The sequence below is a fragment of the Bacteroides sp. genome (assembly GCF_028690125.1).
In the GTDB taxonomy this organism is placed as follows: domain Bacteria; phylum Bacteroidota; class Bacteroidia; order Bacteroidales; family Bacteroidaceae; genus Bacteroides.
Map to the genome: position 1 here is coordinate 79714 of NZ_JAQVBV010000018.1, position 25617 is coordinate 105330.

Here is a 25617-nt window from a genome sequence, read left to right on the forward strand (position 1 = left end):
AAGAATGAAGATAATAGAAGGATTCAGACTGCGCGAAGTGATGGGGCAACCCACCGTCATTGGCGAAGGTATCGGACAGATCAATTTCAACAAGCTTATCACGCTCAATGGCACGGCGGCCTACTTGTGGCAGTCGGTGGAAGGAAAAGAGTTCACTGTAGAGCAACTGGCAGGGTTGCTTACGGAGCGTTACAGCATCGACGAGGCAACCGCCCGGAAAGACGCTGCCGCCATCAGCGGGGAGTGGATAAAGAGCGGAATTGTAGAGAACGGCGAAGAATAAAACAGCATCCCATACCGTCGAGCCATGAACCAAAAAGAACAACAACAATTTTTTGCCCTGCTGCGTGCCGGGTTGTGGGACACTCCCGCGGATGCCGAGCTGTTTTACGGTGACACCCACTGGGAAACAATTTTTGTGCAGGCTGCCCGGCAAACCGTGCAAGGGCTTGTGGCGAAAGCTGCGAGCACGCTTCCCACGGAGGTGCAACCGCCCTCACCTGTTCTCGGTAAAGCACGTGGCATCGTGGCAGCCACCATCCGCAGCCATGCCCTGCTGAACCGCACGCTTGCCGAAGCTGTGGAGATGCTGGCACAGAACGACATCCGTCCCATATTACTCAAAGGACAAGGCGTTGCCACCAACTACACCGAACCGACCTTACGTATGTGCGGTGATATTGACCTCTATATTGGCCAACCCGATTACCGCAAAGCCTGCCACCTCGTCCGGGAATGGGGAGAGGCAGAGGGTGAAAGTATGGAAAGCGAGAAACACTACCACTTCCACCATGCGGGTGTGACAGTGGAACTCCACCGCATTGCCGAACAGCTTCCCCTACCTTGGCACAATGCCCGTTTCCAGCACTGGACCCGCCACCACCTGCATGGCGATAGCCTGCGGTCGGTTGTGATAGAAGATGCTACCGTAGTACTTCCGCCTATCAATTTCGACGCGCTCTATATCTTCAACCATGCCTGGCACCACCTCTCGGCAGGTGGCGGTATCGGTTGGAGGCAATTGTGCGACTGGGTGCGCTACCTGCACACCTTCCGGCACGAAATAGACCGTGCAGGACTGGAATGTGACCTGCGTTCCTTCGGCTTGTGGCATCCGTGGAGGGTATTTAGTTCCATAGCCGTAGACATTTTGGGACTCCCTCGCGAGGAATACCCGTTTTACACCGACCGCTATGCCGGACAGGCTGCCACGGTCGTCGGGATGATTGAAGTGGGTGGCAACTTCGGCTTCTTCGATCCCGCTCGCACAGAACGCCCGACGGGCTATATAGCCGGAAAAATGCATTCTTTCAGAAGGATGAACGGCCACTATGCAAAGCTCTTCGCCCTCTTTCCCAGGGAGGTGGTAGCCATATGCGTGCGCTATCTATATGTAGGGGTTAGGCAAGTGATAAAAGAAGTTCTCACGTCAAAATCTCCGCGATAATGAATACACGAACGTGCATACAATGGCTTTGGGATGCCTCCCGCATCGTCCGTTCCCGCAGCGTCCTGAGTGGCGCTTCGGGGGTGGGCTACGTATGCGCGTCGCTCGCCTTCGTGTGGGTGAGCAAACGGCTGGTGGACATCGCCACCGCCAAAGCCGCCGGGGAACTATGGCAATACACCGCCTTGCTGGCGGGCTGCGTTGTCTTTCAGCTATGCTTCTCGGCGGCGGGCTCGCGGTTAGATATGATTAATGCCATCAGACTGAAAAATACGCTCCGCCAACGCCTCTTCGCCCGTGTCATGGAAAGCCGCCTGACCGACCGAAAGCGGACGCACACGGGCGATACACTTAACCGGATGGAAGAGGACACCCGCGTGGTGACCGAAGCGATGACCAATGCGTTACCATCGGCGATGGTGGCGGTGGTACAACTCATTGCTGCCTTTGGCTTCCTGCTGGCACTGCAACCCACGCTGGCATGGATGCTAGCGGGCATCATGCCTGTGGCATTGCTGATGAGCAAACTCTACCTGAAACGGATGCGCCGCCTCACCGGGGAGATACGCACCACCGAGGGGCAAATATTGGCGCATGTACAGGAACACCTGCAACACCGCACGCTCATTCGTACACTCGAACAGACCCCCCGCACCCTTGCCGCGCTGGATGGTATGCAAGCCCTGCTGCAACGGCAGGTGACCCGCCGCACAGACTTCACGCTTTTCTCGCGCACGGCAGTGCAGGCAGGCTTCGCCGCCGGATACTGCGTCGCTTTCCTATGGGGCATACATGGGCTGATGGGCGGGGTGGTTACTTTCGGAATGATGACTGCTTTTCTGCAACTGGTGGGGCAGGTACAACGCCCGGTGGTGGAGTTGAGCCGTTACATTCCTTCCTTCGTCCATGCCGTCACTTCGGTGGAACGGCTGGCGGAGCTGGACAGATTGCCGGCTGAAGAGCGGGGCGAGCCTGTCTTCCTCAAAGGTAAGGCAGGCATCCGCCTTACAGGAGTGGACTTTGCTTATTCGGGCGGACAACGGCAGGTGATAAGTGACTTTACCTACGATTTCCGTCCCGGCAGCTTCACCGCCCTGGTGGGCGAAACGGGGGCAGGAAAAAGTACGCTTATCCGGTTGATGCTGGCATTGCTCACGCCTGACAGGGGAACAGTGACACTCTATAATGAAACCCAAGAAATACCTACTTCGCCGCTCACCCGTTGCAACCTGGTGTATGTGCCGCAAGGCAACACCCTGTTGAGTGGAACGATACGCGAAAATCTGTTGCTAGGGCATCCCCTTGCAACGGATGATGAGCTTAAAGAGGCACTCCGCATCGCTGCTGCCGAATTTGTACTCTCACTTCCCGAAGGGATGGATACCCGTTGCGGCGAAGGCGGCGAGGGACTGAGCGAAGGGCAAGCGCAACGCGTCGCCATTGCCCGCGGGCTGCTCCGTCCGGGTAGCATCTTGCTGCTCGACGAGCCTACCTCGTCGCTCGATGGCGAGACGGAACGCACGCTGCTCCGACGTCTGGCGGAGGCGACGGCAGGTAAAACCGTTGTGCTGGTCACTCACCGCAGCGAAGCAACAAACGCTTGCCACGATAGCGTGCATCTTAAGAGAAACCAATAATGGTTGTTTATTATATTATTTACATTAAAAAAAAAAACATGAGACAAGAATTTGAAAACAACACACAAGACGTACAGATGGAACAGTACGAAGCTCCACGTATGGAAGTGATCGAGATGGAAATCGAAGGTCCAATCCTTAACCTGTCCGGTGAAGATGGCTACCGTCAAAACTGGTGATGCATTTATTGATTAACAAAAAGAAAAAGAGAAGAATGAAACAACAATTCTTAGCGGCGGGAGCTGCTTTGTGTGCACTCGTCATGACGGGATGCAGCAATGAAATGGACAACGGCGAAACACAAATCGGCAAGCAGGTTACGATGACTATGCAAGCCGCTACCGATGGACCTCAAAGCCGTGCCGATTATACGGACGACGAAACTAACAACAAGATGCTCTTCTCGTGGCGTAGCGGCGACAAGACTAGCGTGGTGGTGGATGGAGTGACGGGTAATGAAAACTGCCAGCTCTCTACCACGGGCGAAGGCAAAAGCGCGGCCTTCAACGGGCCGGTGACTGCCTTCGATGGCGAGAAAACCATCTATGCCTTTTATCCTAACAAGGCTACAGGTCAGTATACGGTGAACGACAGTGATGTCCCAGCGAATGCAACCGTTGATTTTATTTTCCTTTCGCAGGCATATACCGTGGGCGGTCCTATCAGTAACAGCTTTATGGTAGGAACCGGTACGGCTACCGCCGACGGCAGCGGTAACATCACCGCCACAGCCAGCCTGAAGCAGGTGATGAGCATCATCAAGCTGAACATCACCAACGCTCCTGGCAAGGTGACAGGGGTGAAGCTGAAGTGTGCCGAAGACGTTTTCTATATTGCGGCGAAGATAAAGTTGAGTGATGCCTCGATAATCTCGGATTACGCCTCTTACAGGAACGAACTATCCATGGGCGTGACTGACGGAACTGCCAATGATGCAACAAAGGCCATCTCTTTCGCTCTGTTTCCCACCAATCTGACCGGTAAAGACATCACGATTGAGGTGACGTTTAATGATGGAACAAATGATATTGTGAAATCTATAACGAAAACAGGCATCAACTTCGAGCGTAACATACATTATGTGATGGACTTCGACGGTACACCGGCAATTGATGACTTTATCGAAGTGACATTGAGTGATGGCGCAAAGTTAAAGGTGGCAAAAGGTAACTTGGTAGCCGACGGAAAAGGTGGCTGTAAGATTGGTACGGATACCGATGGTGGCTTGTACTTCCAGTTCGGTTCACTCATTGGTTGGAGTAATACAGGTGAACCTGCTACAATCGTAGCGAAACCTGCTAATTTTGATGACTCTGGCGACAAAGCTAAATGGGCAAGTAGTGGAAAAATCTGGCAGGAAACAACGGGTACTGTTCCATTTACAACTGCCGGTTCTGCTGATGAGATAGCTGGTATTGGCGACCCTTGTCGTTATTATCTGGGAGGTACTTGGAGATTACCTACAAGTACGGAATTTGGGACGTTATTCAATGATAAAACTAACTATCCTGATACCGGCTGGAAATGGGAGAATACGTTCGTTTCTCACCCATCTGGTCTGAAATTCCCGGCTTCGGGCTATCGCCTCTTTAATGGCCAATTGAGCAGCCTTGTGTCGGGCCGCTATTGGAGCGCTTCCGTGAGCAACACCTATGGCTATTGCCTAAGCTTCAGCGAATCATCCGTGAACTCGGGCAACACCGTCAGCCGGCCGATCGGGATTGCCGTGCGTTGCGTCCGCGATTAATAGTAGCAACTTTTTGCGACCATTCGTTTGATTTATCACTCTCCGCCGGGCAAGAGGTAAAACTGCCCGGCAAAACAAATTTATTTATTCATTCTTTTTCCCATCACGCCCCGCAGGTCGGATAGAGTATCTATGTTCTGCATTCTTTCTTTCATCAGATAACATTCATGTATCTTACGTAATTAAGGTTCAGCCCTTCCCGATTATAATTTATACTCGGTACTATGGCTTCGGCTGACTTCTTACGGCAAATCTTGTTTCAACCGAATACTATAAAGTTGTACCTGTCCGTGAGACCTCCCCAGTTAAGAGAAACTGCTTTCATCTCATGTGCTCTCTGAATATACAACATACGACTCGGATAGTTATTGGACTTCGTTGCCGTTGGCTAACGATTCCCACTATCAGGGCTCGTTCGGGACTTACACCCTACCGCAGTTCGCCCATACCGGACCAATATAATAAAAAAACGGTACCTCGATTCACATCGTAGCACCGTCACAACACAAACACAAAATAAAACACGACAAAACTACTATGCAATTTACCTGTTATGCCGGGGAGGCATAGTACTGACTCATATATATTCACATACCTATAAGTAGCTTATCAGGCGATTGCACTATATATAACAACTCTGTTTTCTTTTTGTTCACAAGAATTCGAAAAAAATATGATGCAAAAAAAACGGTACCTCGATTCACATCGCAGCACCGTCACAACACAAACACAAAATAAAACACGACAAAACTACTATGCAATCTTCCTGTTATGCCGGGGAGGCATAGTACTAACCCATATATATTCACATACCTACAAGTAGCTTATCAGGCGATTTGCACATATATAACATTACCACTCTTTACTTTGTTCAAAGCAAAAGAGCAAAAAGTTTATTTTTTTACTTTATAATCTTTTAGAAAGCCTTCCATCAGCCACTTAGAGAGTGCCTGTCTGTTGGAACTCATCACCAATCTGCGTTGGTCAAAAGTGTTCTGGATATTTCCCAATTCTACAAAAACGGATGCGGGAGTTGTATGCGAGAGTACATATAAATTTCGTCCGCCCACTGTTCCCGAAAATCCCCGGTTGGGCTGATGTTTGCCATACTTTGCTTCAAACATATCTTTCATATTATTTGCCAGACGTTTGCTTTCAGGCTTTTGAAGGGTATGATAGAAAAAGACATCTGTCTGTTTGCCCTTGCCGCGGCTGTCTACATGGATAAAGATGGCACGACAATACTTATAGTTCTTACGGTCTTTCCGATAAAGGGTATTGATCTTATCACAACGCTGTTGAAGACGCTGCACCTGATTCAACGGAATCGGCGAACCCATACAAGTTTCACGTTTACTATTCGAAAGATAAGCATCATCCCGGATACCGTCTTTAGCATCCTGAATAATAATATGTACTTTTGCTCCTTCTTCCATCAGATTCCGTGCCAGCCGAAGTGCAATATCATAAGCGTATTCGTCTTCGTGCAACTCATGTCTCCCAACTCGTCCGATAGCTCCGGGATCAGGACCACCATGACCACTGACTACATAGAAACAGGCTCCTGCAAGTCTGTTTGAAGTAACCTTTACATTTGCTAAATACTTTCCAAATAAAGGTTCATTAATACTGTTACCTACTTTTGAGACTCTTAACGTTTGCTGTGTAGAATTGCTATCTGTGTCTTCTGAAAACGTAGCATTTTCTGTTATAGCATTTTCAGTTGTATCATTTTCAGTAGTTATTTTTTCAGATATAGAAGAAACAGCTGCTTTCTTCACCGGAGGAATCACATAGCTCACCCCCATTTTCAACACATTATTCTTCCCTAACTTCTTCTTATTCAGTTCTACAAAATCCTTGTAATACTTCTTCGGAGCACGGTTCTGACGTAACAGAAAAGAAGAAATGCCCTCTCCTGCTTTCGGAGTCGCCCTCTGTTGCGCCCAAAGAGTAGTTACTGAAAAAAGACAAGTAAGTAACAAAAGAATATAGAATCTCTTTTTCATTTCTATGCAGACTATCTTTATTATTCATCACGAAGAACACGCCATTCTACCGAATTCTCACTATGGAGTATATCTAAAGAGAACTCCGTAAAATTCTGCGTTCTCTATGGTAAACTAAATGCCTATAAGCTGGGCAAAAATACAATTATTTTCCCTACTTTTGCGTCATTAAAACTTTTTTTGGCAATAAAACAATAAACTCAATAACATTATGGCAATACAATTCAAGCCCGAAACCCTGTGTGTACAAGCAGGATGGACTCCTAAAAAGGGCGAGCCACGCGTGCTGCCCATCTATCAAAGTACAACTTTCAAGTATGAAACCAGTGAGCAGATGGCACGTCTCTTCGATCTCGAAGATAGCGGTTATTTCTATACTCGCTTGCAAAACCCGACAAACGACGCAGTAGCCGCCAAGATTGCCGCACTCGAAGGTGGTGTAGCAGCCATGCTTACATCCAGCGGTCAGGCAGCTAATTTCTATGCTATATTCAATATCTGCCAGGCAGGTGATCATTTCGTTTGTTCTTCTGCTATCTATGGCGGAACCTTCAACTTGTTTGGCGTAACGATGAAGAAACTCGGTATTGAGGTTACTTTTGTCAGTCCGGATGCCAGTGAAGAAGAAATCTCTGCAGCTTTCCGTCCGAACACAAAAGCACTGTTCGGCGAAACAATCTCTAATCCTTCTCTCGAAGTGCTGGATATTGAAAAGTTTGCCCGTATTGCTCACAGTAACGGTGTTCCTTTGATTGTAGACAATACTTTCCCAACTCCGATCAACTGCCGCCCGTTTAAATGGGGAGCGGATATCGTTGTTCACTCCACCACTAAATACATGGACGGACACGCTACCAGTGTAGGTGGCTGTATCGTTGATAGCGGTAACTTCGATTGGGATGCTCATGCCGAAAAGTTCCCCGGACTTTGTACTCCGGACGAGTCTTATCACGGACTGACTTACACCAAGGCTTTTGGCAAAGGAGCTTATATCACTAAGGCAACAGCACAATTGATGCGTGACCTCGGAAGTATCCAAAGTCCTCAAAATTCTTTCTTGCTGAACTTGGGTCTGGAAACTTTGCATCTTCGTATGCCTCAACATTGTAACAATGCACAGAAAGTAGCCGAATATCTATCTAAGAATGATAAGGTAGCTTGGGTAAACTACTGCGGACTCCCTGACAACAAATATTATGCACTTGCCCAGAAATATATGCCGAATGGCTCATGTGGCGTTATCTCTTTCGGTCTGAAAGGCGGACGCGATGTTTCCATCAAATTCATGGATTCACTGGAATTTATCGCCATCGTCACTCACGTTGCCGATGCACGTAGCTGCGTACTTCACCCGGCCAGCCATACACATCGTCAGCTAACTGACGAACAACTGATGGAAGCAGGTGTACGTCCCGACTTGATCCGTCTGTCAGTAGGAATCGAGAATGCTGACGATATCATTGCAGATATTGAGCAAGCGCTTGGCTAAATGAAAAGTTCCCAATAATAAACTAAAAAATAAGAATGAAGAATTGCGATGCGGATATACCATACACAGCCAAATTCTTCATTCTTCATTTATTTATGCTCTGAACCCGATAGGATTTCTTTTAGGTTTCTCCTCCAGTACGTTGATAAAGCGATACATTCCTTCTTCCACATCCCCTGATTCTATTGTTCGAAGCATATCTTTAGAAAGAGTCTGACAAGTACGCATCAACCTTTTCGCCATGACAGGCAGAATGCCGGAACTGATTACTTGTTCTACCCAACGTGCATTGCTGAATAACGCATTTTTATTTGCAACGGCCTCAGCAATTAGTTTTCTGAAAAGTTCTTCTGCTTCTTTTGTCAGTAGATACTCACCTTTCTCCAATAAATTCTGTCCGATTCGGAAGAGTTCATCAGCCGTATAATCTGAAAAATAAAGTTTATGTGGGAAACGTCCTGCCAAGCCTTGGTTACCGTTCATCATCAATTCCATTTCTTTCTCATATCCAGCCATGATAACAAGCATATCCGGATTCTTTTGTGCTAATATGGGAAGTAACACTTCAATAGCACGCAATCCGAAATCTCGTCGGTCGTCTTTTCCACAATACAATGTATAAGCCTCGTCAATAAACAACACATTGCCACGTGATTTTTCCAGTATATCGAGCATATTATTTTCCGTATCTCCCACATATTGTCCTACGATATGTGAACGGTCCGTCACCACTACATCCCCTTTTGAAAGTATTCCTAACGAATGATAGATTTTCCCGATCAACTTAGCGACCGTTGTCTTTCCAGTACCCGGATTTCCTGTAAATATCATGTGATACGGACCTCCGTCTTCCACCGGAAGTCCTGCCTGTTGGCGCATCTTTTGCAAACAGGACAAATTGAAATGCTCAGCCAGCCGTTCCTTCACTTCGGTCAATCCAATCATTGCTTGAAGTGGCTTGATGTTTTCCTCAAAGCTATTCGTCTGATTATTTCTGAAAGAAAGTTCCAAATCGTCCGCGCGTAAAGTCCACAATGCCTGTGCATCTGGAGAGGCTGTTAGTAATACCCTTTTCATTATTCGCTTACGAATGAAAGGCAGCATAGCATTCTCTACAAAACCGGTAATTTCTTTCTCACCCCAATACATCAGTTCTCCCTTATCCCATGATTGTTTGATCGCATCATACAAACACAATTCGGCATCTGGTGATAACTTATACTTTTGTTGTTCCAGAAGATATACCAGCAAATATAATATATCAGCCAACGAATAATTTCCAGTTTCCAACCGATACTCTTTCGGGAAAAAAGCATTCCACTCCGGGACCATTTCAAAGAGTTGGGCAACCTCACTTTCTGTCCCACAGAGTACCAACGACCAGGAATGTTCCTGATTTTGTAAAGCCTCTGTAATTTTACGCAATACGGGCAATCCGTTTGGAGAAAGCAACACTGAGAAATTATTCAAACAAATCATATGATACGAGCGATTATTCATCAAAGTATCCACTTCTTCATAAGGAGTCATTGCATTTTTAGACGAAATCAACGACATTGCATCCACCTTATCTACATGGTCATTGCCTAATAAAAAGATAGAAGAAAGGTAAGTTGCAGCCTTGATTTTAACCGAAGATTCTACTCCTGTGATCACAAAATGCCTGTTTCTTTTTGCAATACTCATTCCTTGCCGACAGGACAGTTCATAAAAAACAGTTTCTTCTATTAAAGGTATAAACTGTTCCCACATTTTTCGCATACCGGGTACTTTGCATAGTATGCTTTTCCATGCAACCTTCTTCTCACCATATTTGACCATAAGATAATGAAAAGTGTCCGGTTGAAGTTCTTTTATTTCACACTGTACAAAAGCACGTGATGAAAGATAAAAAGTAAACAGGTAAATAGGTTCTTCATTATATACAAAGACCAATGAATAATTTCCTTCTACCCAAATATCTGACGAATTCAAAGAGAGTTTCAGCCATGTATTCTGGTCTTGCGTTGTCAGTTTCTCTCCTGTTTCTACGCAAGCAATCAACCGATGATCAGAATTATAACAAAAAATACAAAAATCAGATGTTTCCTCTATCCATCCTTTCAAAGCTATCTTTATATCCAGCTTCCCGGAAGTACCGCAAATACTTCCTTGCTCCACCACGGGACGAGATACGGACACTCTTTTTATTTCCGGCTTAGGCAAATAGACCCCTTCAGTTAATATCCGAAAGCGGTAACACAATTGTGTTCCCATCAACTCCAACGGTGACTCTGTTTCCAATTTATTCTCCATATTGCCAATCAACAGAAAGTAACAGCCGGGCAACAGTTTTTCCGAATCTTCATATGTAAAAGAATTCTCATATCCATTCGGGTCAATATACTCCAACCGCTTGAAAATAGGGGTCCGGCATCCTTCCCGATACAGCGTAAATAAGGCATTATTGGGTGAATCATTTCCTCTAACTTTGGATGCGCACACCGCTATGCGAATAGTCCTTTTAGTATCCGGTTTAAAATAAAGTCTGTTTTGTATTCTTTCATGGTGAAAACTTTCTTCATCAGCATTTACTATCAGATCTTCTAATTTATATTTCCCTTCCGACTCAGTATCGACCGGAATAAAGTAAGTCACTCCTTTATCTACATAACGGGTTGTCCTATAAAGTCTGTAGTCATAATCTGACTTTGATTCAGACTCCGGCTCAGTCACATTAGAAGTATCAGAAGAGTTAGAATTATCAGAAGAGAGATTGTAAGCTCCCATGTCCACTAAAAAAGCTTTGATTTGTTCATCCAAATCATTTGTATTTTCATCAATAGTTGTATTTTTCTTTTTTGTCATAGCACTATAAATTTTGATATAAAAACGAGGAAATAAAAATAGAAAGTAAAATGAGGCTTGCGAAACGTATATAATCACTATCTTTTAGATGCGAATGACACAGATAACGGGAATTTTAGTTTTAAGTCCGAGTCCATGGGTGTTATCGCATCTGGAAATCACATATTGATAGTCTATTTTTCTTTCGACAAACTCTCATACGAGAATAATCCGTACGAATCGATGCGATTCATACAGACATAAGTACATTTACAAATAATAAAAGGAGATAGGAAATTACCGCTTTTGTAAATACTCCGGACCTCTCATTTTGTAATCAACTACAAAATACCGGACGGGTGTCCAATCTGTCAAAGAACACAACGTCAATGCATACAAAGTTCCTTCACGAACTTCGTAGTCATCGTTTCATTGTAATTCTTTGAAATTTGTTTTCGTAAGCGGTTCCGTTTCATGAGAACATATAGTGCTTTAAAAGTATGGAGACAAAAATAGTTGGAAAAAAACTATTCTCCAACTATTTAATAGAAAATTTATTTATTGCATCTACAACCAGTGTTTTATCATAATCTAAAAAATACCGATTTATTTAATTTCCGACGGTCTTAATCTCCAGATGGAACCATAGACAACGTTTAACACTTTACTGTCTTCGGGCAACTGAACCGATGATACCGGCTGAGTAACTGTTATATCTTCTACCCAAACAAACGGAGTAGGCCCTGTATCTCTGACAGAAGAATTATTTAATTTTGGATTAAGGAAGAAAATATGTTTCTCATTATTATCATCATACGTAAATTCAATAGTACTCTCCCAATTTCCAGTCAAAGCATCGCTCAATTTTACCAGATAAGTTCCTTGCCTCCGGACTTCCCAATTACCCGTTTCAATAGCAAACTTACCTTTAGAGCTCTCTTTCAGTACCCTATTGACATTCTCCGGTTGCAAAGTACAATATTTCTGTCCATTCATAAAGGAGTAAGATGCCAGTTCCGTCCTTACTTGTTTCTGCAATTCCTCATCCTCCCAATACGTATTATTGACTGTTACCGAGATTCTTTCATTACGACAATCGAATGATATAATTCCATAAGAAACTTTTACGGGCAGGGTAACGGTATTTCCCTCTTTATCGCTGACAGTCACCGTTGCCGTTCCTACTTTATCATGCGTATTGAGTAACAGTCGCGCATCTTTTACTGTAGCCGTTACTACTGTTTCATCAGAACTTTTTGCCGAATAGCTTCCTTTTCCATTGGCAATTCCAATATCCGTACTCGGTGTTCCATTCAAATATAACGTAGTGGAAGAAACGGTATTGGTGTAAGTTCCCGATTCGTTGTTCAACTCCGAACCACTAAACAAAATGATTTTTGCATCGTCCTGACAAGATGCGAGGCATAGCACAATAACCAATAAAAAGGCTGCTATTTTTTTGTCTTCATATATCTGATACTAAAATGAATTTTTCTCACTGTCCGCAAATATACATACATTCTCCATAGATTGATAACGTAGTAACTACTTTTTTACATAAATCCGATGTGTTCCGCGTCCGTCAATTCCAATACCGGAGTTCGGTTGGTGAGCCCATTGGCGCAGTTCTTCGGCAGCCGTAGTATGCAATAATCCTGTCAGCTTTTGATATTCATGAACTGTCAGGAAAGAATGCCCCTCCAAATATTTGAGAACTAAATTCAATCGTTCCTCAGATGTATACTTCTGCGAGGAACGTCGTGATTTCCAAGGTGCTCTTTCCAGATCACACCGTCCGTTGATACGTTTCACCATCTTCTTTTCTACCCGGAAATTCACACCGCCTACCATGATACTTTGCGCGTTACGGTGAGTTGCTCCATCCTCCACCTTCTCACGTTCTTTGTCCCGACATAAGGTAAGAGATGGGGTAAATGTGCCTATGTCATCCAGCTTCACCGACTTGCCATCTGCCATTAGATGTGCCATTTCTTGGGCCATCTGTGTAATTACTCCTCTTACAACCCCAGCATTAAATCCGCTATTGTATGCTATTTCGTTTATCAAGTCTTCGGTAGAGGCTTGTTTTATCCTTGCCAGTTTCGGATAAAGTATCCGTTCGCCCGTTCCATTGATATCGGGCATTTCTTCCATAATGTATCTTGCCATTGTTTCTATTTTATATTGCTCATTGATATAGTATTGACTATTAAAAGAAAGCATATCGGCTATCAGAAGCAAACTTGTATACTACTAAGAGATAACTTGCTTTGTATTAAATGAAAAGTCTCTTTTCTTTAATACAAAACTATAATCGCAAGCTCTGAATATATAATCGAAGATTTTGAATATATAATCAAAAGTTCCGGATTTATAATCAGAGCTTGCGATTATAGTTTCTTTCCCACAAAAATACATTTTATTTGAGAGATAAACAAGTTTTCTACTATTCAAAAGCAGTTTTTTCTATACATATATTTAGTTTGTTTCTTGCAAATCCGACACTTTTATCCTATATTTCAATCGATTTAAATAATCTCCTAAAAATGTAGCTGGTATGAAAAGAAGAAAAATTATCATGTTGTCTGTGTGGAGTAGTTTCCTACTGAATTTAAGCATCTGTTTCGCTAGTGTTCCTCCGGCAGAAAAGTGGGAAGCTTTTGGAGATATAGCATTTAAAGATGGATTTGCATTAAGTCCACTGAATACTAAGATAGTGGAGGAAAAGGGAGGATGGGAGAAAGCTTGCGTAGATACCCTCTATTTTGAGAAACAAAACATAATTCCAACTTGGAAAATGGCTCAATGGTCTAGTAAACACGATTTAGGGAATACAATTCCTGTGGAGAATCAGAATGGAGCAATAACATATACCAATCAGGGGAAAAAAGTGATTTGGAATCCTGACGGTAGTTTATGGTTGGAAGTCAATGCAAGCCAAGAGTATGATAAACCACGACAGGGAAATGAACCCTGGCCTCACCTCTTGATTGAACAAGACTTCGCACGTCATCCGAATATAGGTAAAGTCAAGCAACTGGACTTCTCAATGGAAATAAAACTAGAGAAATGTGAGAAGAAAATGTCTGATAGTGAATATAATCCGGAGATACATACGGCTCAATCTCCCTTTTACTTTGTTTTGAAAAATGAGAATAGCCAGTCTTCGGACTTTAACTCTTTTATTTGGCTGGGTATTCCTTCTTATGATTACCGGTATCAACAGATGACAGACCGGGAAACTATTTCTTGGGATTTGGGTACTTCCACTTATATTTATAATGTGCCTCAATTACCTGTATGGGGCGATATCACTTTTCAAGATAAACAATGGCATCAGGCTAAAGTAGATGTACTGCCTCTGATTAAAGAAGCTATTGAGAGAATGAGATCAAAAGGCTTTTTTAAGGATACAACTTGGGAGGATATGGAAATTTGCGGGATAAACTTCGGCTGGGAAGTACCCGGTACGTTTGATGCCGCCATCAGTGTAAGGAATATGAGCCTGAAGGTGACTGATAACTAAAGAAAAAAGTCGGTCAAAGAAGTCACACTCCAAGAATTCCTAAAATCTGGTGACGTTGGTGCCAAGACCTGAATTTCCTTTTTCGGTTTACCATGCTTCATAGATTTAACCGGCTCCATTGGCGGAGTAATCATTGATATTTCGCCTTTTAATACTTTTTTCTCTGCTCCAACAGCATATCCTTCCTTATCATATACTATTCGATCCGCAAACCATCCCAAAAAGTGACCATCAAAATGATAGATTTTATCTTCCTGCTCCACATAAGCAACCGGAGTGCCATTCCACATATAAATAGTAGATTTTTCAGCATAAGCAATATATGCTACAGCCTTTTTATCTTTGTCAAACAAAGTAACTTCTGTTAGAAAGAAACGATCAAGCGAGGAGTCTGTTACACTCCATTCATCCTTAAATAAGGGAGTTTCCGGCACTAATGACTGAACATACGGAACAGGTTTAACGTGCTTCACTCCTTTTACCGCTGATTCCGCAAGCGTCTCATTCATTTTTATGTCTCCTCTCACGACACCTTTTTTAGCCGCAACAGCATAGCCATCCTTATTATATATTATGCCATTCGTATACCATCCCAGAAATTGTCCGTTGAAATGATAAATTAGTCCGTCATCTTCCAAATAAGCCACCGGAGTACCGTCCCACATATAAATAGTCAAATCATCATCCACATAATTTATATAAGCCATCGGTTCTGCCTTCTTGTCAAACAAGGTGACTTCTGATTCTTGCTGAACAATAGGTTTATCATCGTCTTTACTGCATCCTGACAGTAGTCCCGCAATAACGCATAAAATTAAAAGTAGCTTTTTCATATTTTACACTATAAGATTCATTCATATGACCCGCAAATATAGAGATTATAAACAAAAACAGATAATCTTTACCTGCAAAAATACCGGAATCCTACAATAGAGTACTCATTATAAATGAAAAGGCATATCCGTTTTTACCCGGATACGCCTTCTCTCTTCAAACACAAACATTTAACTTATCGAATGCCAGATGTTCATCAATATAACGAATCCCATCCATTTTAAAAAGTCCTCGTAAAAGCATATAATTCAACACCCGTTGTACCATATATGGAGTGCCTTGCAGGCAACTCCGGTAAATTACGTCTTGCAAATCTACCGCAAAGCGATCCGTATCGACTCCCGGAAGCAGATAACCACATATTTTACAATGCGTCAGTATATCAATGAACTGCTGTAACCAGAAAGCCTTTTCCCGTTCAAAAGAGAGGCGATACTCTTCGTCTGCGGCAATGTCCAACAGTAAAGTCTTCCCCAACGAATGCAACAAAGTGAGATACCCGTTCACTGTCATGAAAAGAAGTTCCATGCACGAACGATCCATTCGTATTTGCTTCTGTTGTACATGATTTCTGATTTCATTGGCAAAATCGGAAAGGCAAACACGGAACAGGCAGACTTTGCTGGGGAAGAGTTTGTAAAGCGTGCGCTTCGACATTCTCATCCCTTTGGCTATGTCGTCCATAGTCAGTCCATTGGTTCCATGCAAAGACATTTCCCGTTTGGTATAATCGAGTATCTCACTCCGTAATGTTTCAGGATTCATACTGTTCTCTTACATCCTGCCACCACCCAGTGCCTGATATAAAGTAATCATTCCCTGGATCTCGGTAAAGCGGTTTGCCACTTGAGAAAGCTGAGCATTCAGCAATGTTTGCTGTGCGGTCAGGACTTCCAGATAAGTTGTATCACTATGCTTCATCAGAAGATTTGTACTCCTGACAGCCGTATGCAAAGAAGCAACTTGTTTATCGTAGAATGTTGCTTTTTCACGCGCTGTCTGATACTGTACCAACGCTTCATTTACTTCCACTCCCGCATTCAACAATGTTTGTTCAAAGCTGAGACGAGCTTCTTCCTGTTGTGCTTTCGCTATTTTCAATTGGGCGATATTTGCACCTTTATTAAATAAAGGTTGAGTCAGGGAAGCCACTGCCGAAGCAATAAACTTACCCGGATTGAGAATCATACTTCCGGCATTATTCGTCCATCCGGCACTACCACTCAACGTGATAGAAGGATAGAAAGCCGAGCGGGCGGAATTTGTTGAGTAGAACGCCTGCGCCAAAGAAAATTCTGCGCTACGAACATCCGGACGGTTAGAAAGCATCTGCAAAGGAACTCCTACAGAGAAGTTTTCCGGTAATTGTTGGTTTTCCAATTTACCACGCTGAATGGTGTGGGGAACTTCCGCCAACAATAAGTTCATAGAATTCTCCGCCTGATTGATTTGTTCTTTCAGATCGAGCACCGTTGTACGAATGGTATAATAGTTAGCTTCTGTCTGCGCCAACCCCGCTTCATTCATCATACCTGCTTTCTTCATGGCACGGGAGGTTCTTACACTCTCTTCCCATGCTTTTTCGGTGGCAACAGCTATTTCATACTGAGCGTCGAGCATCAGCAACGTATAATAATTGTTGGCTACGGCAGATACCAACTGTGTTTTTACAGCCTGCTCAAACTCTTTACTTTGCTCGTAAGCTGCTTTCGCACGACGTTTTGTATTAGTGATTCGACCGAAAATATCCAGTTCCCACGAAGCTGTTGCAGGTAATGAATACGTCTGTGTGGCTTTTCCTTTATCAAAACTGCTAGTTGCTCCTTCCGGTGCAAGAAACAAAGAAGGCAAGTAAGACAACTTTGCGGTCATCAAAGAAGCTTCCGCCTCTTTTACACGCAAATGAGCTGTCTGCATATCTGTATTCTTCACCAGAACCGAGTCGATCAACACTTGAAGATGCTGATCGGTGAACACTTCCCGCCAAGAAAGATTTCCAAAATTTGCCGTATCGGTGGCAGCGACTGACTCGCTGCCGTAAAGTCCCTCGGGAACTTCCGATACCGGTTTATATTTATTATAGATACCGCAACTACTCAAAACAACCGTCATTGCGGATAATATTATTATTTTTCTCATATTTCTTTTTTATAATTGAAAACTCTGTGTCACGTTGTGGTGACTCATTTTTTTCCTGCCTCAGACTTTTCTTCATTACTTATCTTGATTTCTTCTTCGATTTGCCAATCCTCTGTAGGCATGGTTTGCACAGGGCGCAAACGTTCTTGCAGCCACTGGAAAGCAATGAACAAAGTCGGAACAATGAAAAGCAACGCCAACGTACCAATCGTCATACCACCGACTACACCTGTACCCAACGAACGGTTACCATTTGCACCTACTCCGCTGGACATCATCAAGGGGAACAAACCGAATATCATCGTTAATGCTGTCATCAGGATTGGACGCAGACGAGCCTTAGCAGCACTTACCGCAGAAGCCACGATTCCCAAACCTGCCTTACGACGTTCCGCAGCATATTCCGTCAGCAAAATAGCCGTTTTCGCCAGTAGACCGATCAACATAATCAATCCCGTTTGCAGATAGATATTGTTTTCCAGTCCGAACATTCGGGCAAAAAGGAAACTTCCCATCAATCCACAAGGTACACTCAAAAGAACGGCAAACGGAATCAGGAAGCTCTCGTACAAGGCACTCAGAATCAAGTAAATCATCAGGAAGCAGATACCGAAAATAATAATCGTCGTACCGCTTTGTTGATTTTCCTCACGGGTAATGCCTCCGTAATCGTAACCATATCCTTTCGGAAGAGATTGTTCAGCTGTTTCCTGTACTGCTTTGATGGCATCTCCGGTACTGTAACCATCCGCTGGCATGGCATTCACTGCAATAGAGTTATACATATTGAAACGACTCAATGATTCTGCACCGTAACTACGTGTCAATGAAACAAACTGGCTCAACGGAGCCATCTCACCATTGGACATACGTACAAATGCGTTATCAAGTGATGACTCATCCATACGGAACAACGGATCTGCCTGAATCATTACTCTGTACACCTTAGAGAAACGGTTGAAGTTGGACACGTACTGACCACCGTAATAACCGGAGAGCGTACCCAACACTGCATCCGGTGTAATACCGGCACGTTTACACTTAGCAGCATCAATCTCTACGGTCCACTGCGGATAACGAACGTCGAACGTAGAATACGCCATCGAAATCTCCGGACGTTGATTCAACGCGCCCAGATATTGCTGGGTAGTCGTAAAGAAATCATTGATGTCACCACCCATCTTATCCTGCATATGAAGTTCCAACGCATTACCCATACCATAACCCGGAATCATACCCGGAGAAATAGCAAAGACACTGGCGTCTTTAATATCAGCCGTACGACCGTACACTTGACCAATCACCGCCTGCACATTATCTTCATCATTCGGACGTTCATCCCAAGGTTTCAGTTTCAGAATCAACATACCAAATGAACTTCCCTGTCCTGCCAACAATCCGTAACCGGAAACTTTCTGTACATGAGCAATCTGAGGAATCTCCATCATACGCTTTTCAACACGTTCCATCACTTCGTCAGTCGTTGTCAATGAGCTGCCTGAGGCTGTACTTACATTGACGAATATCACACCTTGATCTTCATCCGGAACCAGACTGGTCTTAGTTGTGTTCATCAGAAAAACCAACAGTACGATAGAACAAGCCAACAACGACCAAGTCAGCCACTTGCGCTTGATAAAGAACAATACGATATTCTTATATTTTTCCACCCACACATCGAAAGCCGAATTGAATGCCTTACGGAAACGTGCCGCAAAATTATTCTTCTGTGTGCCGTCTTCATTAATATAAGGTCTCAGCAACAAAGCACACAACGCCGGGCTCAATGTCAATGCATTGACAGCCGATATACCGACAGCCACCGCCATTGTAAGACCAAACTGAGTATAGAACGTACCGGAAGTTCCCCCCATGAAAGATACCGGAATAAATACTGCCATAAACACAAGTGAAGAAGTAATGACGGCATTGCTGATCCCTTTCATCGCATCGATACTTGCCATATACGACGATCTATATCCCACATCGAACCTAGACTGTACCGCCTCGACGACAATAATGGCATCATCAACCACCGTACCAATCACAAGTACCAGCGCAAACAGAGTAAGCAAGTTGATACTGAATCCAGCCAAAGCCATAAACGCAAATGTACCAACCAATGAAACAACAATTCCCACCAAAGGAATCAACGTAGAACGGAAATCCTGCAAAAAGACATACACTACAAGAATTACCAGAATGATAGCTTCAATCAACGTCTTCACTACTTCATGAATAGAAGCAAACAGGAAATCATTCGAACTCATCATCTGTGTGAGTTCCACTCCCTTGGGAAGGTCTTTACTTACTTCTTCGAGCAAGTCGTCAATCTGTTGATTTACTTCGGTAGCATTGGAACCCGCTGTCTGGAACACCATACACGAAATACCCGGATGACCGTCCATACCACCATGATACGCATAACTATCCTGACCAAGCTGTATCTCCGCAATATCTTTCAGTTTCAACACCTCGCCATTGTCCGTAGAACGGATGACAATTTCTCCAAATTCCTCCGGAGTAATCAAACGTCCTTTATACTTCATTGTATACTGATACGTTTCACTAGAGTTTTCACCAAATGAACCTGTGGCAGATTCAATATTCTGTTCGGAAAGTACCACAGTAATATCCGACGGAATCAATTTATACTGCGCCATTACATCTGGCTTCATCCACACACGCATACTATACTCACCTCCCATAATCATCATGTCGCCCACACCGGAAATACGCAGAATCTGCGGTTTCAGGTTAATACTGATGTAGTTGGAAAGGAAGTTTTCGTCATAGCTATCGTCCGGACTGTATAATGAGAACATCTGCAAAATACTTGTCTGACGTTTGGAAGTGGTTACTCCCACCTGAGTTACTTCCGCCGGAAGCTGTCCCGTAGCTCTCGACACACGGTTCTGCACATTGACAGCCGCCATATCCGGATCTGTTCCTTGTTTAAAGTAAACGGTAATGCTCACTGAACCGGAATTAGTGGCCGAAGAGGTCATGTATGTCATATCTTCCACACCATTAATAGCCTCTTCCAAAGGAGCAACCACACTTTTCTGCAAAGTTTCTGCACTTGCACCATAGTAGGTGGTACTCACCATTATGGTAGGGGGAGCAATATCCGGATACTGCTCAACGGGCAGACTGAACAGCCCGATGATACCCACAACGACAATCGTAATAGAAATGACTGCCGATAATACAGGGCGTTCAATAAAGGTTCTTAAATTCATGGATTATCCCTCCTTTGTTTGATTTTCAGTAGTTGTCGTTGTAGCCTGGGTGGTCTTTACCTGGATGGGCGTACCTTCACGAAGCAATCCAGCTCCTTCCGCCACAATTACATCCCCCGGAACCAGTCCTTCATCTACAATAAATTCACGACCACCATTTACACGGGTAACCTGTATCAGAGCTGATTGCGCTTTACCGTCCACTACTTTATATACATATCTCTTATCCTGAATTTCAAATGTGGCAGCTTGTGGAATAACAAGTGCTTCCATTTTTTGTACAGGAATAATCACATTGCCTGCACCACCGCTATGTAACAGCCCTTCTTTGTTTGGGAATACGGCACGCAAACTGACAGTTCCGGTCGAACGGTCGATAACTCCACTGATAGTCTCAATCTGTCCTTGTTGAGGATAAGCGGACTTATCACTCAACTGCAAGTCGATGACAGGCATATTCTTCAACGCTTCTTCCTTAGAACCATATTGGCGAATCAAGCCCAGCAATTGGTTTTCTGTCATCGAAAAGTAAACGAACATATCCGAGTTATCGGAAACTGTAGTCAAAGGTTCGGCTAGATTGGAACTAACCAACGCACCTACACGATAAGGCAATGTACCAATGACTCCATCCGCAGGACTTTTCACAACTGTGTAAGAAAGGTTGTTACGGGCATTTACTTCCTGAGCTTTTGCTTGTGCGAGTTGTGCTTTAGCAGCCAGAAGAGAGTTTTTCGCTGTATTCAGGTCGAAAGAGGAAACTACATTTTCTTTATACAGTTCCTCTTTGCTTTCGTAAGTCAGTTGTGCCGTAGCAAGAGAGGCTTTAGCAGACTCCACATTTGCCAAAGCTGTCTGTAATGCAGCTTCGTAGGGTACTTGATCGATAATAAACAATGTCTGTCCATTCTTCACACGCTGACCTTCCGTTACACTGATTTTGGTCAGCGTACCACTCACCTGTGGATAAATATCAATATCTTGACGTCCCCGAATCGTTGCCGAATGTGTACTCGAAATCTTCCGGTCCGCCGGAGCAAGAGTCATCACTTCGTATCCTGTTTCCATTTGTGCCGGCGGTGCCTGTTTACATCCCACAGCAGCCAAAGAGCATAGCAATACTAATGCCTGCTTCATTTTACATACCTTTTTACTCATTTTATTATTACCTAATTAAAAAATTATTGCGGCAAAGGTAGATACATTTTATAATAGAAAACTATTCATAGTGTTTCCAGTTTTGTTCATTTTCGGAATATAAAAACTAATATTTAGCAAAAAAGTCCTATTTTTGTATTCCAAAAATAGAACTGTATATGAAAAAGAGAGAATCATTACTTGCCGTACTTCGCGAACCTTTTGTGGCCGGCATAGATGAAAATCTATCACCTATCATGCATCATTTATGGAAATTGGATGGAGGTGCTATCTATTTCTGCCGAAGTGGGTGGGCACACGTTACGATTGACCTGAAAGATTATGAAATTATAGAAAACACTCAAGTAGTATTATTACCGGGTACTATCATACGTGTCAATGGTTGCAGCAGTGACTTTACCGCCTCTTTCTTCGGATTCCCCCAGGATATGTTTCGGGAAGCTTGTCTCCGGTTCGAACCCATTTTCTTCCGGTTCATCAAAGAGAATCCTTGTTACACTCCCCCCGAAGAAAATACCGAAGCCATTAAAGGACTAATACGTGCCACAACAGCAATCTATAAAGACCGTGAGAACCGTTTTCGGAATCAAATAGCCAAAAATCATCTTCAATCTTTCATGTTGGACATTTATGACAAGTGTTATCGTTACTTTGACCGGCAGAAAATTGAAGGAGGAAACCGACAGGATGAGATATTTAAGAATTTCGTCTCTTTAGTCCACGAAAATTGTATTTCGGAACGGGAAGTGAATTTCTATGCCGGCAAACTTTGTATTTCTACCAAATATCTGACTGGTATCTGTAGAAGTGTGACCGGAGATTCCGCTAAAAAGATTATTGATGACTTTGCCATTCTGGAAATTAAAGTGTTACTCCAATCCACCGGACTAACCATACAAGAGATAGCCGACCGGCTCGGTTTCCCGGACCAGTCGTATCTGGGCAGATATTTTAAACGACACGAAGGAATGTCACCCAGAGAGTATCAAAGCAAATATAATATTCAGAAGGGCTTTTAAATATCTTTATCAACAAAAAAGTAGAGATACGCGGAAGTTGTGCATAAAAATGTAGAATTTCAACAAAAAGTCGTGCAAAAAAGTGTAACACATCTCAAAAAGTCATGCATAAAAAGGATACACAATCAGCAGTATTTACATCTATACAGGAGAAACAGCTAATTTAACTGTCTCCTTTTTAAAAGTCCATAACACACAAAGCAGTGAACAAACGGCACAGACGACAAATGCTATTCCGGTAGATGTAAGTATATCACCCAAACCAACCAATGGAGAAACAATTCCACCGGACGCAAAACAAAGTGCGCCTAGTAATGCGGAAGCTGCTCCTGCATACTGACGTTCACAGTCCATTGCTAAAATGGTGGAGGTTGTAAAAGTGAGTCCCATCATAAACAGCAAAGCAAAGAGAAGCAATTCGTAAATCCAGAAATTACAACCGTTATACAGTGCAACCATTTCCATAACAGCGAAAAGAACCATACCGATACATCCGGTTAATGTCCCATTTTCCAGTTTGCGAAACTTTACCGATAGGGCGGCAGCTACTCCAATAGCTATTGCATTGACTGCAAAACAAATGCTGAAACCTAAAGGTGAAAAGCCATAATGCTCTTGTACAATAAAAGGAGAAGAAGCTATATTGGCGAACAAAATACCTTGGGCAAATGCCAACTGCAAAACATAGAACATATAACGGCGATTGCGTACTATCTTTCCAAAGCTGAGAAAAGTGGCAAATACTCCAGCTTTTGAACGTTTTTCTTTAGGTAATGACTCTTTAAAACAGATACAGCTGACTCCTAGTATAAGTCCAATAATCAACAACACAACAAAAATTCCTTTCCATCCTAATGCACCCGTCAATAATCCTCCGACTACGGGGGCCGCTACCGGCGCAACTCCATTTATAGCCCCAATGACAGCAAGCATTTTAGCTAATTCCTTTCCCGAAAATTTATCGGTAGCTACCGAACGAGAAATAACAATTCCACCTGCTCCCGCAATACCTTGTATCAGTCTCAAAGCGACAAACGAATAAATGTCCGGTGCATAAAGACAAAGCAAAGTAGAAACTATAAATAGTAACATCGAAGATAACAACAACGGACGTCTCCCATATTTATCACTAAGCGGTCCAAAAAAGATTTGTCCCAATGCTAAACCTGCCATACTTGTAGTGAGTCCCAACTGCACCATAGAGGAACTAGTAGAAAAATAGTCTGCCATAGACGGAAGACTAGGTAAATACATATCTGTAACGAAAGGTCCGAACGCGGTCAGCATCCCCAATAGCAACAATAGAAAAGCCTTTGAATTTTCTCTTTTTATACCACTCATAATCAACAATTTAAATTTGAGTGCAAAGGTATAGGCTTTCTATCCGTTTAAGGTCATCATAATCAGAACAAAATTAGGCCTTTTCAGAACAAACGATGTTTTTCAAAAAGACGATGAGAAATAAAAAGACTATAAGAGATTTTATATTGCCAACCGTTAAAAAAGCTTATATCTGCACCTATATAAGGTCGCAACTTATCTGTTATTTTTTATAATTTTGCAAATCAAAATAGAAAACAAGTATTAATATGAAACTTAAGTATTATCAAATTTCCATTCGCTATAAGAACAAAATGCACGATTTCCACGGTTGGGGAGTAGCTGCACAAATTTGATAATTCTCATTTTAAGGACTCATCACGACGCAAAACGCTAACCTTAGAGAAAGAAAGCGTGATATAAGAGCGTATATTTTAATCACATTATTTATTTTACTTTATGAGCAAAAAAAGAAGGCTCATAGTACCGCTATGCGTGGCACTATGCAGTCAGGGTTTATTTGCCCAGACACCATCCAGACAGGTGTTGGGCATTAATGAAATCTTTCGTCTGGCAGATGAAAATAGCCAAAGTATCCGAACATACAAAACCGGGAAAGAGGCAGCTGATGAAACTTTAAAAGCCGCCAAATCAGAACGGTTGCCGGATATAGGCGCTTCACTGTCGTTCAGTTATCTTGGTGATGGATATTTATGGGATCGTGACTTCACAAATGGTCAGAATATCCCGATGCCTCATTTCGGCAACAACTTTGCCCTGGAAGCACAGCAAGTAATCTATGTAGGTGGAGCAATCAACAGCGGAATCGCTTTGGCTGAACTCGGGCAAAAGATGAGTGAATTAGATTGGCAGAAGAACCGTCAGGAAATACGCTTTCTTCTGACTGGTTATTACCTGGATCTGTATAAACTGAACAATCAGATGCAAGTATTACAGAAAAACCTCGATTTAACAGAACAAGTGATACATAACATGGAAGCACGACGTACACAAGGAACTGCTTTGAGAAACGATATCACCCGCTATGAATTACAAAAAGAGACTTTAAAATTACAACTGGCCAAAGTACAAGATGTTTGCAAAATCATGAATCATCAATTAGTGACCACCCTTCACCTACCTGCCGGAACGGAAATCATTCCCGACTCAACTTTACTGGAAGAAGAGGTGAAAGCACTGGCAGAAAATGACTGGCAGCAATTG

General features: G+C 43.3%; 19 protein-coding genes. 9 read left to right on the forward strand and 10 right to left on the reverse strand.

Going from position 1 to position 25617, the window contains the following annotated elements; genetic code table 11:
• The first annotated feature begins 4 nt into the window (after nt 1-4).
• From PHO71_RS13050 to PHO71_RS13070, 5 genes are all read left to right on the forward strand, one after another.
• Nucleotides 5-283 (forward strand): PqqD family protein, encoded by a 279-nt coding sequence (locus PHO71_RS13050; RefSeq protein ID WP_300203914.1) that lies wholly within the window; start codon nt 5-7, stop codon nt 281-283.
• Between the two features lie 24 nt (nt 284-307).
• Entirely contained in the window at nt 308-1447 is a 1140-nt protein-coding gene (locus tag PHO71_RS13055; protein WP_300203917.1) for a nucleotidyltransferase family protein, read from the forward strand.
• Nucleotides 1447-3084: an ABC transporter ATP-binding protein gene (locus tag PHO71_RS13060; protein ID WP_300203919.1), complete on the forward strand. Its 1638-nt coding sequence runs from the start codon at nt 1447-1449 to the stop codon at nt 3082-3084. The genes PHO71_RS13055 and PHO71_RS13060 overlap by 1 nt, the downstream gene beginning before the upstream one ends.
• Before the next feature lie 38 nt (nt 3085-3122).
• Nucleotides 3123-3263 carry a hypothetical protein gene (locus PHO71_RS13065; protein ID WP_300203921.1) on the forward strand — a complete coding sequence of 47 codons (141 nt, stop codon included), beginning with the start codon at nt 3123-3125 and terminating at the stop codon, nt 3261-3263.
• Between the two features lie 569 nt (nt 3264-3832).
• Nucleotides 3833-4831: a hypothetical protein gene (locus PHO71_RS13070; RefSeq protein ID WP_300203924.1), complete on the forward strand. Its 999-nt coding sequence runs from the start codon at nt 3833-3835 to the stop codon at nt 4829-4831.
• Between the two features lie 893 nt (nt 4832-5724).
• Here PHO71_RS13070 and PHO71_RS13075 read toward each other — a convergent pair.
• Nucleotides 5725-6840, reverse strand: coding sequence for an N-acetylmuramoyl-L-alanine amidase (locus PHO71_RS13075; RefSeq protein WP_300203927.1), 1116 nt, complete (start codon nt 6838-6840; stop codon nt 5725-5727).
• Between the two features lie 211 nt (nt 6841-7051).
• Between PHO71_RS13075 and PHO71_RS13080 the strand changes: the two genes are divergently transcribed.
• Nucleotides 7052-8329: an O-acetylhomoserine aminocarboxypropyltransferase/cysteine synthase family protein gene (locus tag PHO71_RS13080; RefSeq protein ID WP_300203930.1), complete on the forward strand. Its 1278-nt coding sequence runs from the start codon at nt 7052-7054 to the stop codon at nt 8327-8329.
• Between the two features lie 93 nt (nt 8330-8422).
• Here the strand turns inward: PHO71_RS13080 and PHO71_RS13085 are convergent, their stop codons facing one another.
• The 3 genes from PHO71_RS13085 to PHO71_RS13095 all read right to left on the reverse strand — a co-directional run bounded on the left by PHO71_RS13085 (nt 8423) and on the right by PHO71_RS13095 (nt 13324).
• Complete coding sequence (locus PHO71_RS13085) at nt 8423-11176, reverse strand: AAA family ATPase (protein ID WP_300203933.1); 2754 nt, start codon at nt 11174-11176, stop codon at nt 8423-8425.
• A 585-nt stretch (nt 11177-11761) separates the two neighbouring features.
• Nucleotides 11762-12595 (reverse strand): hypothetical protein, encoded by an 834-nt coding sequence (locus tag PHO71_RS13090; protein WP_300203936.1) that lies wholly within the window; start codon nt 12593-12595, stop codon nt 11762-11764.
• A 105-nt stretch (nt 12596-12700) separates the two neighbouring features.
• Entirely contained in the window at nt 12701-13324 is a 624-nt protein-coding gene (locus PHO71_RS13095) for an HU family DNA-binding protein (RefSeq protein ID WP_300203939.1), read from the reverse strand.
• A 388-nt stretch (nt 13325-13712) separates the two neighbouring features.
• Here PHO71_RS13095 and PHO71_RS13100 point away from each other — a divergent pair, with 388 nt between their 5' ends.
• Nucleotides 13713-14681 carry a hypothetical protein gene (locus tag PHO71_RS13100; protein WP_300203943.1) on the forward strand — a complete coding sequence of 323 codons (969 nt, stop codon included), beginning with the start codon at nt 13713-13715 and terminating at the stop codon, nt 14679-14681.
• Here PHO71_RS13100 and PHO71_RS13105 read toward each other — a convergent pair.
• From PHO71_RS13105 to PHO71_RS13125, 5 genes are all read right to left on the reverse strand, one after another.
• A complete protein-coding gene (locus PHO71_RS13105; protein ID WP_300203946.1) occupies nt 14678-15514 on the reverse strand; it encodes a 4-fold beta flower protein in 837 nt (278 codons plus the stop codon). The genes PHO71_RS13100 and PHO71_RS13105 overlap by 4 nt on opposite strands.
• Before the next feature lie 157 nt (nt 15515-15671).
• Entirely contained in the window at nt 15672-16280 is a 609-nt protein-coding gene (locus PHO71_RS13110) for a TetR/AcrR family transcriptional regulator (protein ID WP_300203949.1), read from the reverse strand.
• Between the two features lie 9 nt (nt 16281-16289).
• The gene (locus tag PHO71_RS13115) at nt 16290-17654 is read right to left on the reverse strand and encodes a TolC family protein (protein WP_300203951.1); all 1365 of its coding nucleotides are present in this window, start codon (nt 17652-17654) and stop codon (nt 16290-16292) included.
• A gap of 44 nt (nt 17655-17698) precedes the next feature.
• A complete protein-coding gene (locus PHO71_RS13120; RefSeq protein WP_300203954.1) occupies nt 17699-20896 on the reverse strand; it encodes an efflux RND transporter permease subunit in 3198 nt (1065 codons plus the stop codon).
• A gap of 3 nt (nt 20897-20899) precedes the next feature.
• Nucleotides 20900-22054, reverse strand: coding sequence for an efflux RND transporter periplasmic adaptor subunit (locus tag PHO71_RS13125; RefSeq protein ID WP_300203957.1), 1155 nt, complete (start codon nt 22052-22054; stop codon nt 20900-20902).
• A 158-nt stretch (nt 22055-22212) separates the two neighbouring features.
• Here PHO71_RS13125 and PHO71_RS13130 point away from each other — a divergent pair, with 158 nt between their 5' ends.
• Entirely contained in the window at nt 22213-23073 is an 861-nt protein-coding gene (locus PHO71_RS13130; RefSeq protein WP_300203960.1) for an AraC family transcriptional regulator, read from the forward strand.
• 141 nt (nt 23074-23214) lie between these two features.
• On the opposite strand, the gene PHO71_RS13135 is transcribed toward PHO71_RS13130, so the two are convergent.
• A complete protein-coding gene (locus tag PHO71_RS13135) occupies nt 23215-24414 on the reverse strand; it encodes a multidrug effflux MFS transporter (protein WP_300203962.1) in 1200 nt (399 codons plus the stop codon).
• Between the two features lie 438 nt (nt 24415-24852).
• On the opposite strand from PHO71_RS13135, the gene PHO71_RS13140 reads away from it, so the two are divergent.
• Nucleotides 24853-25617 (forward strand): TolC family protein (locus tag PHO71_RS13140; protein ID WP_300203965.1); only part of this gene is annotated, 765 nt, incomplete at its 3' end.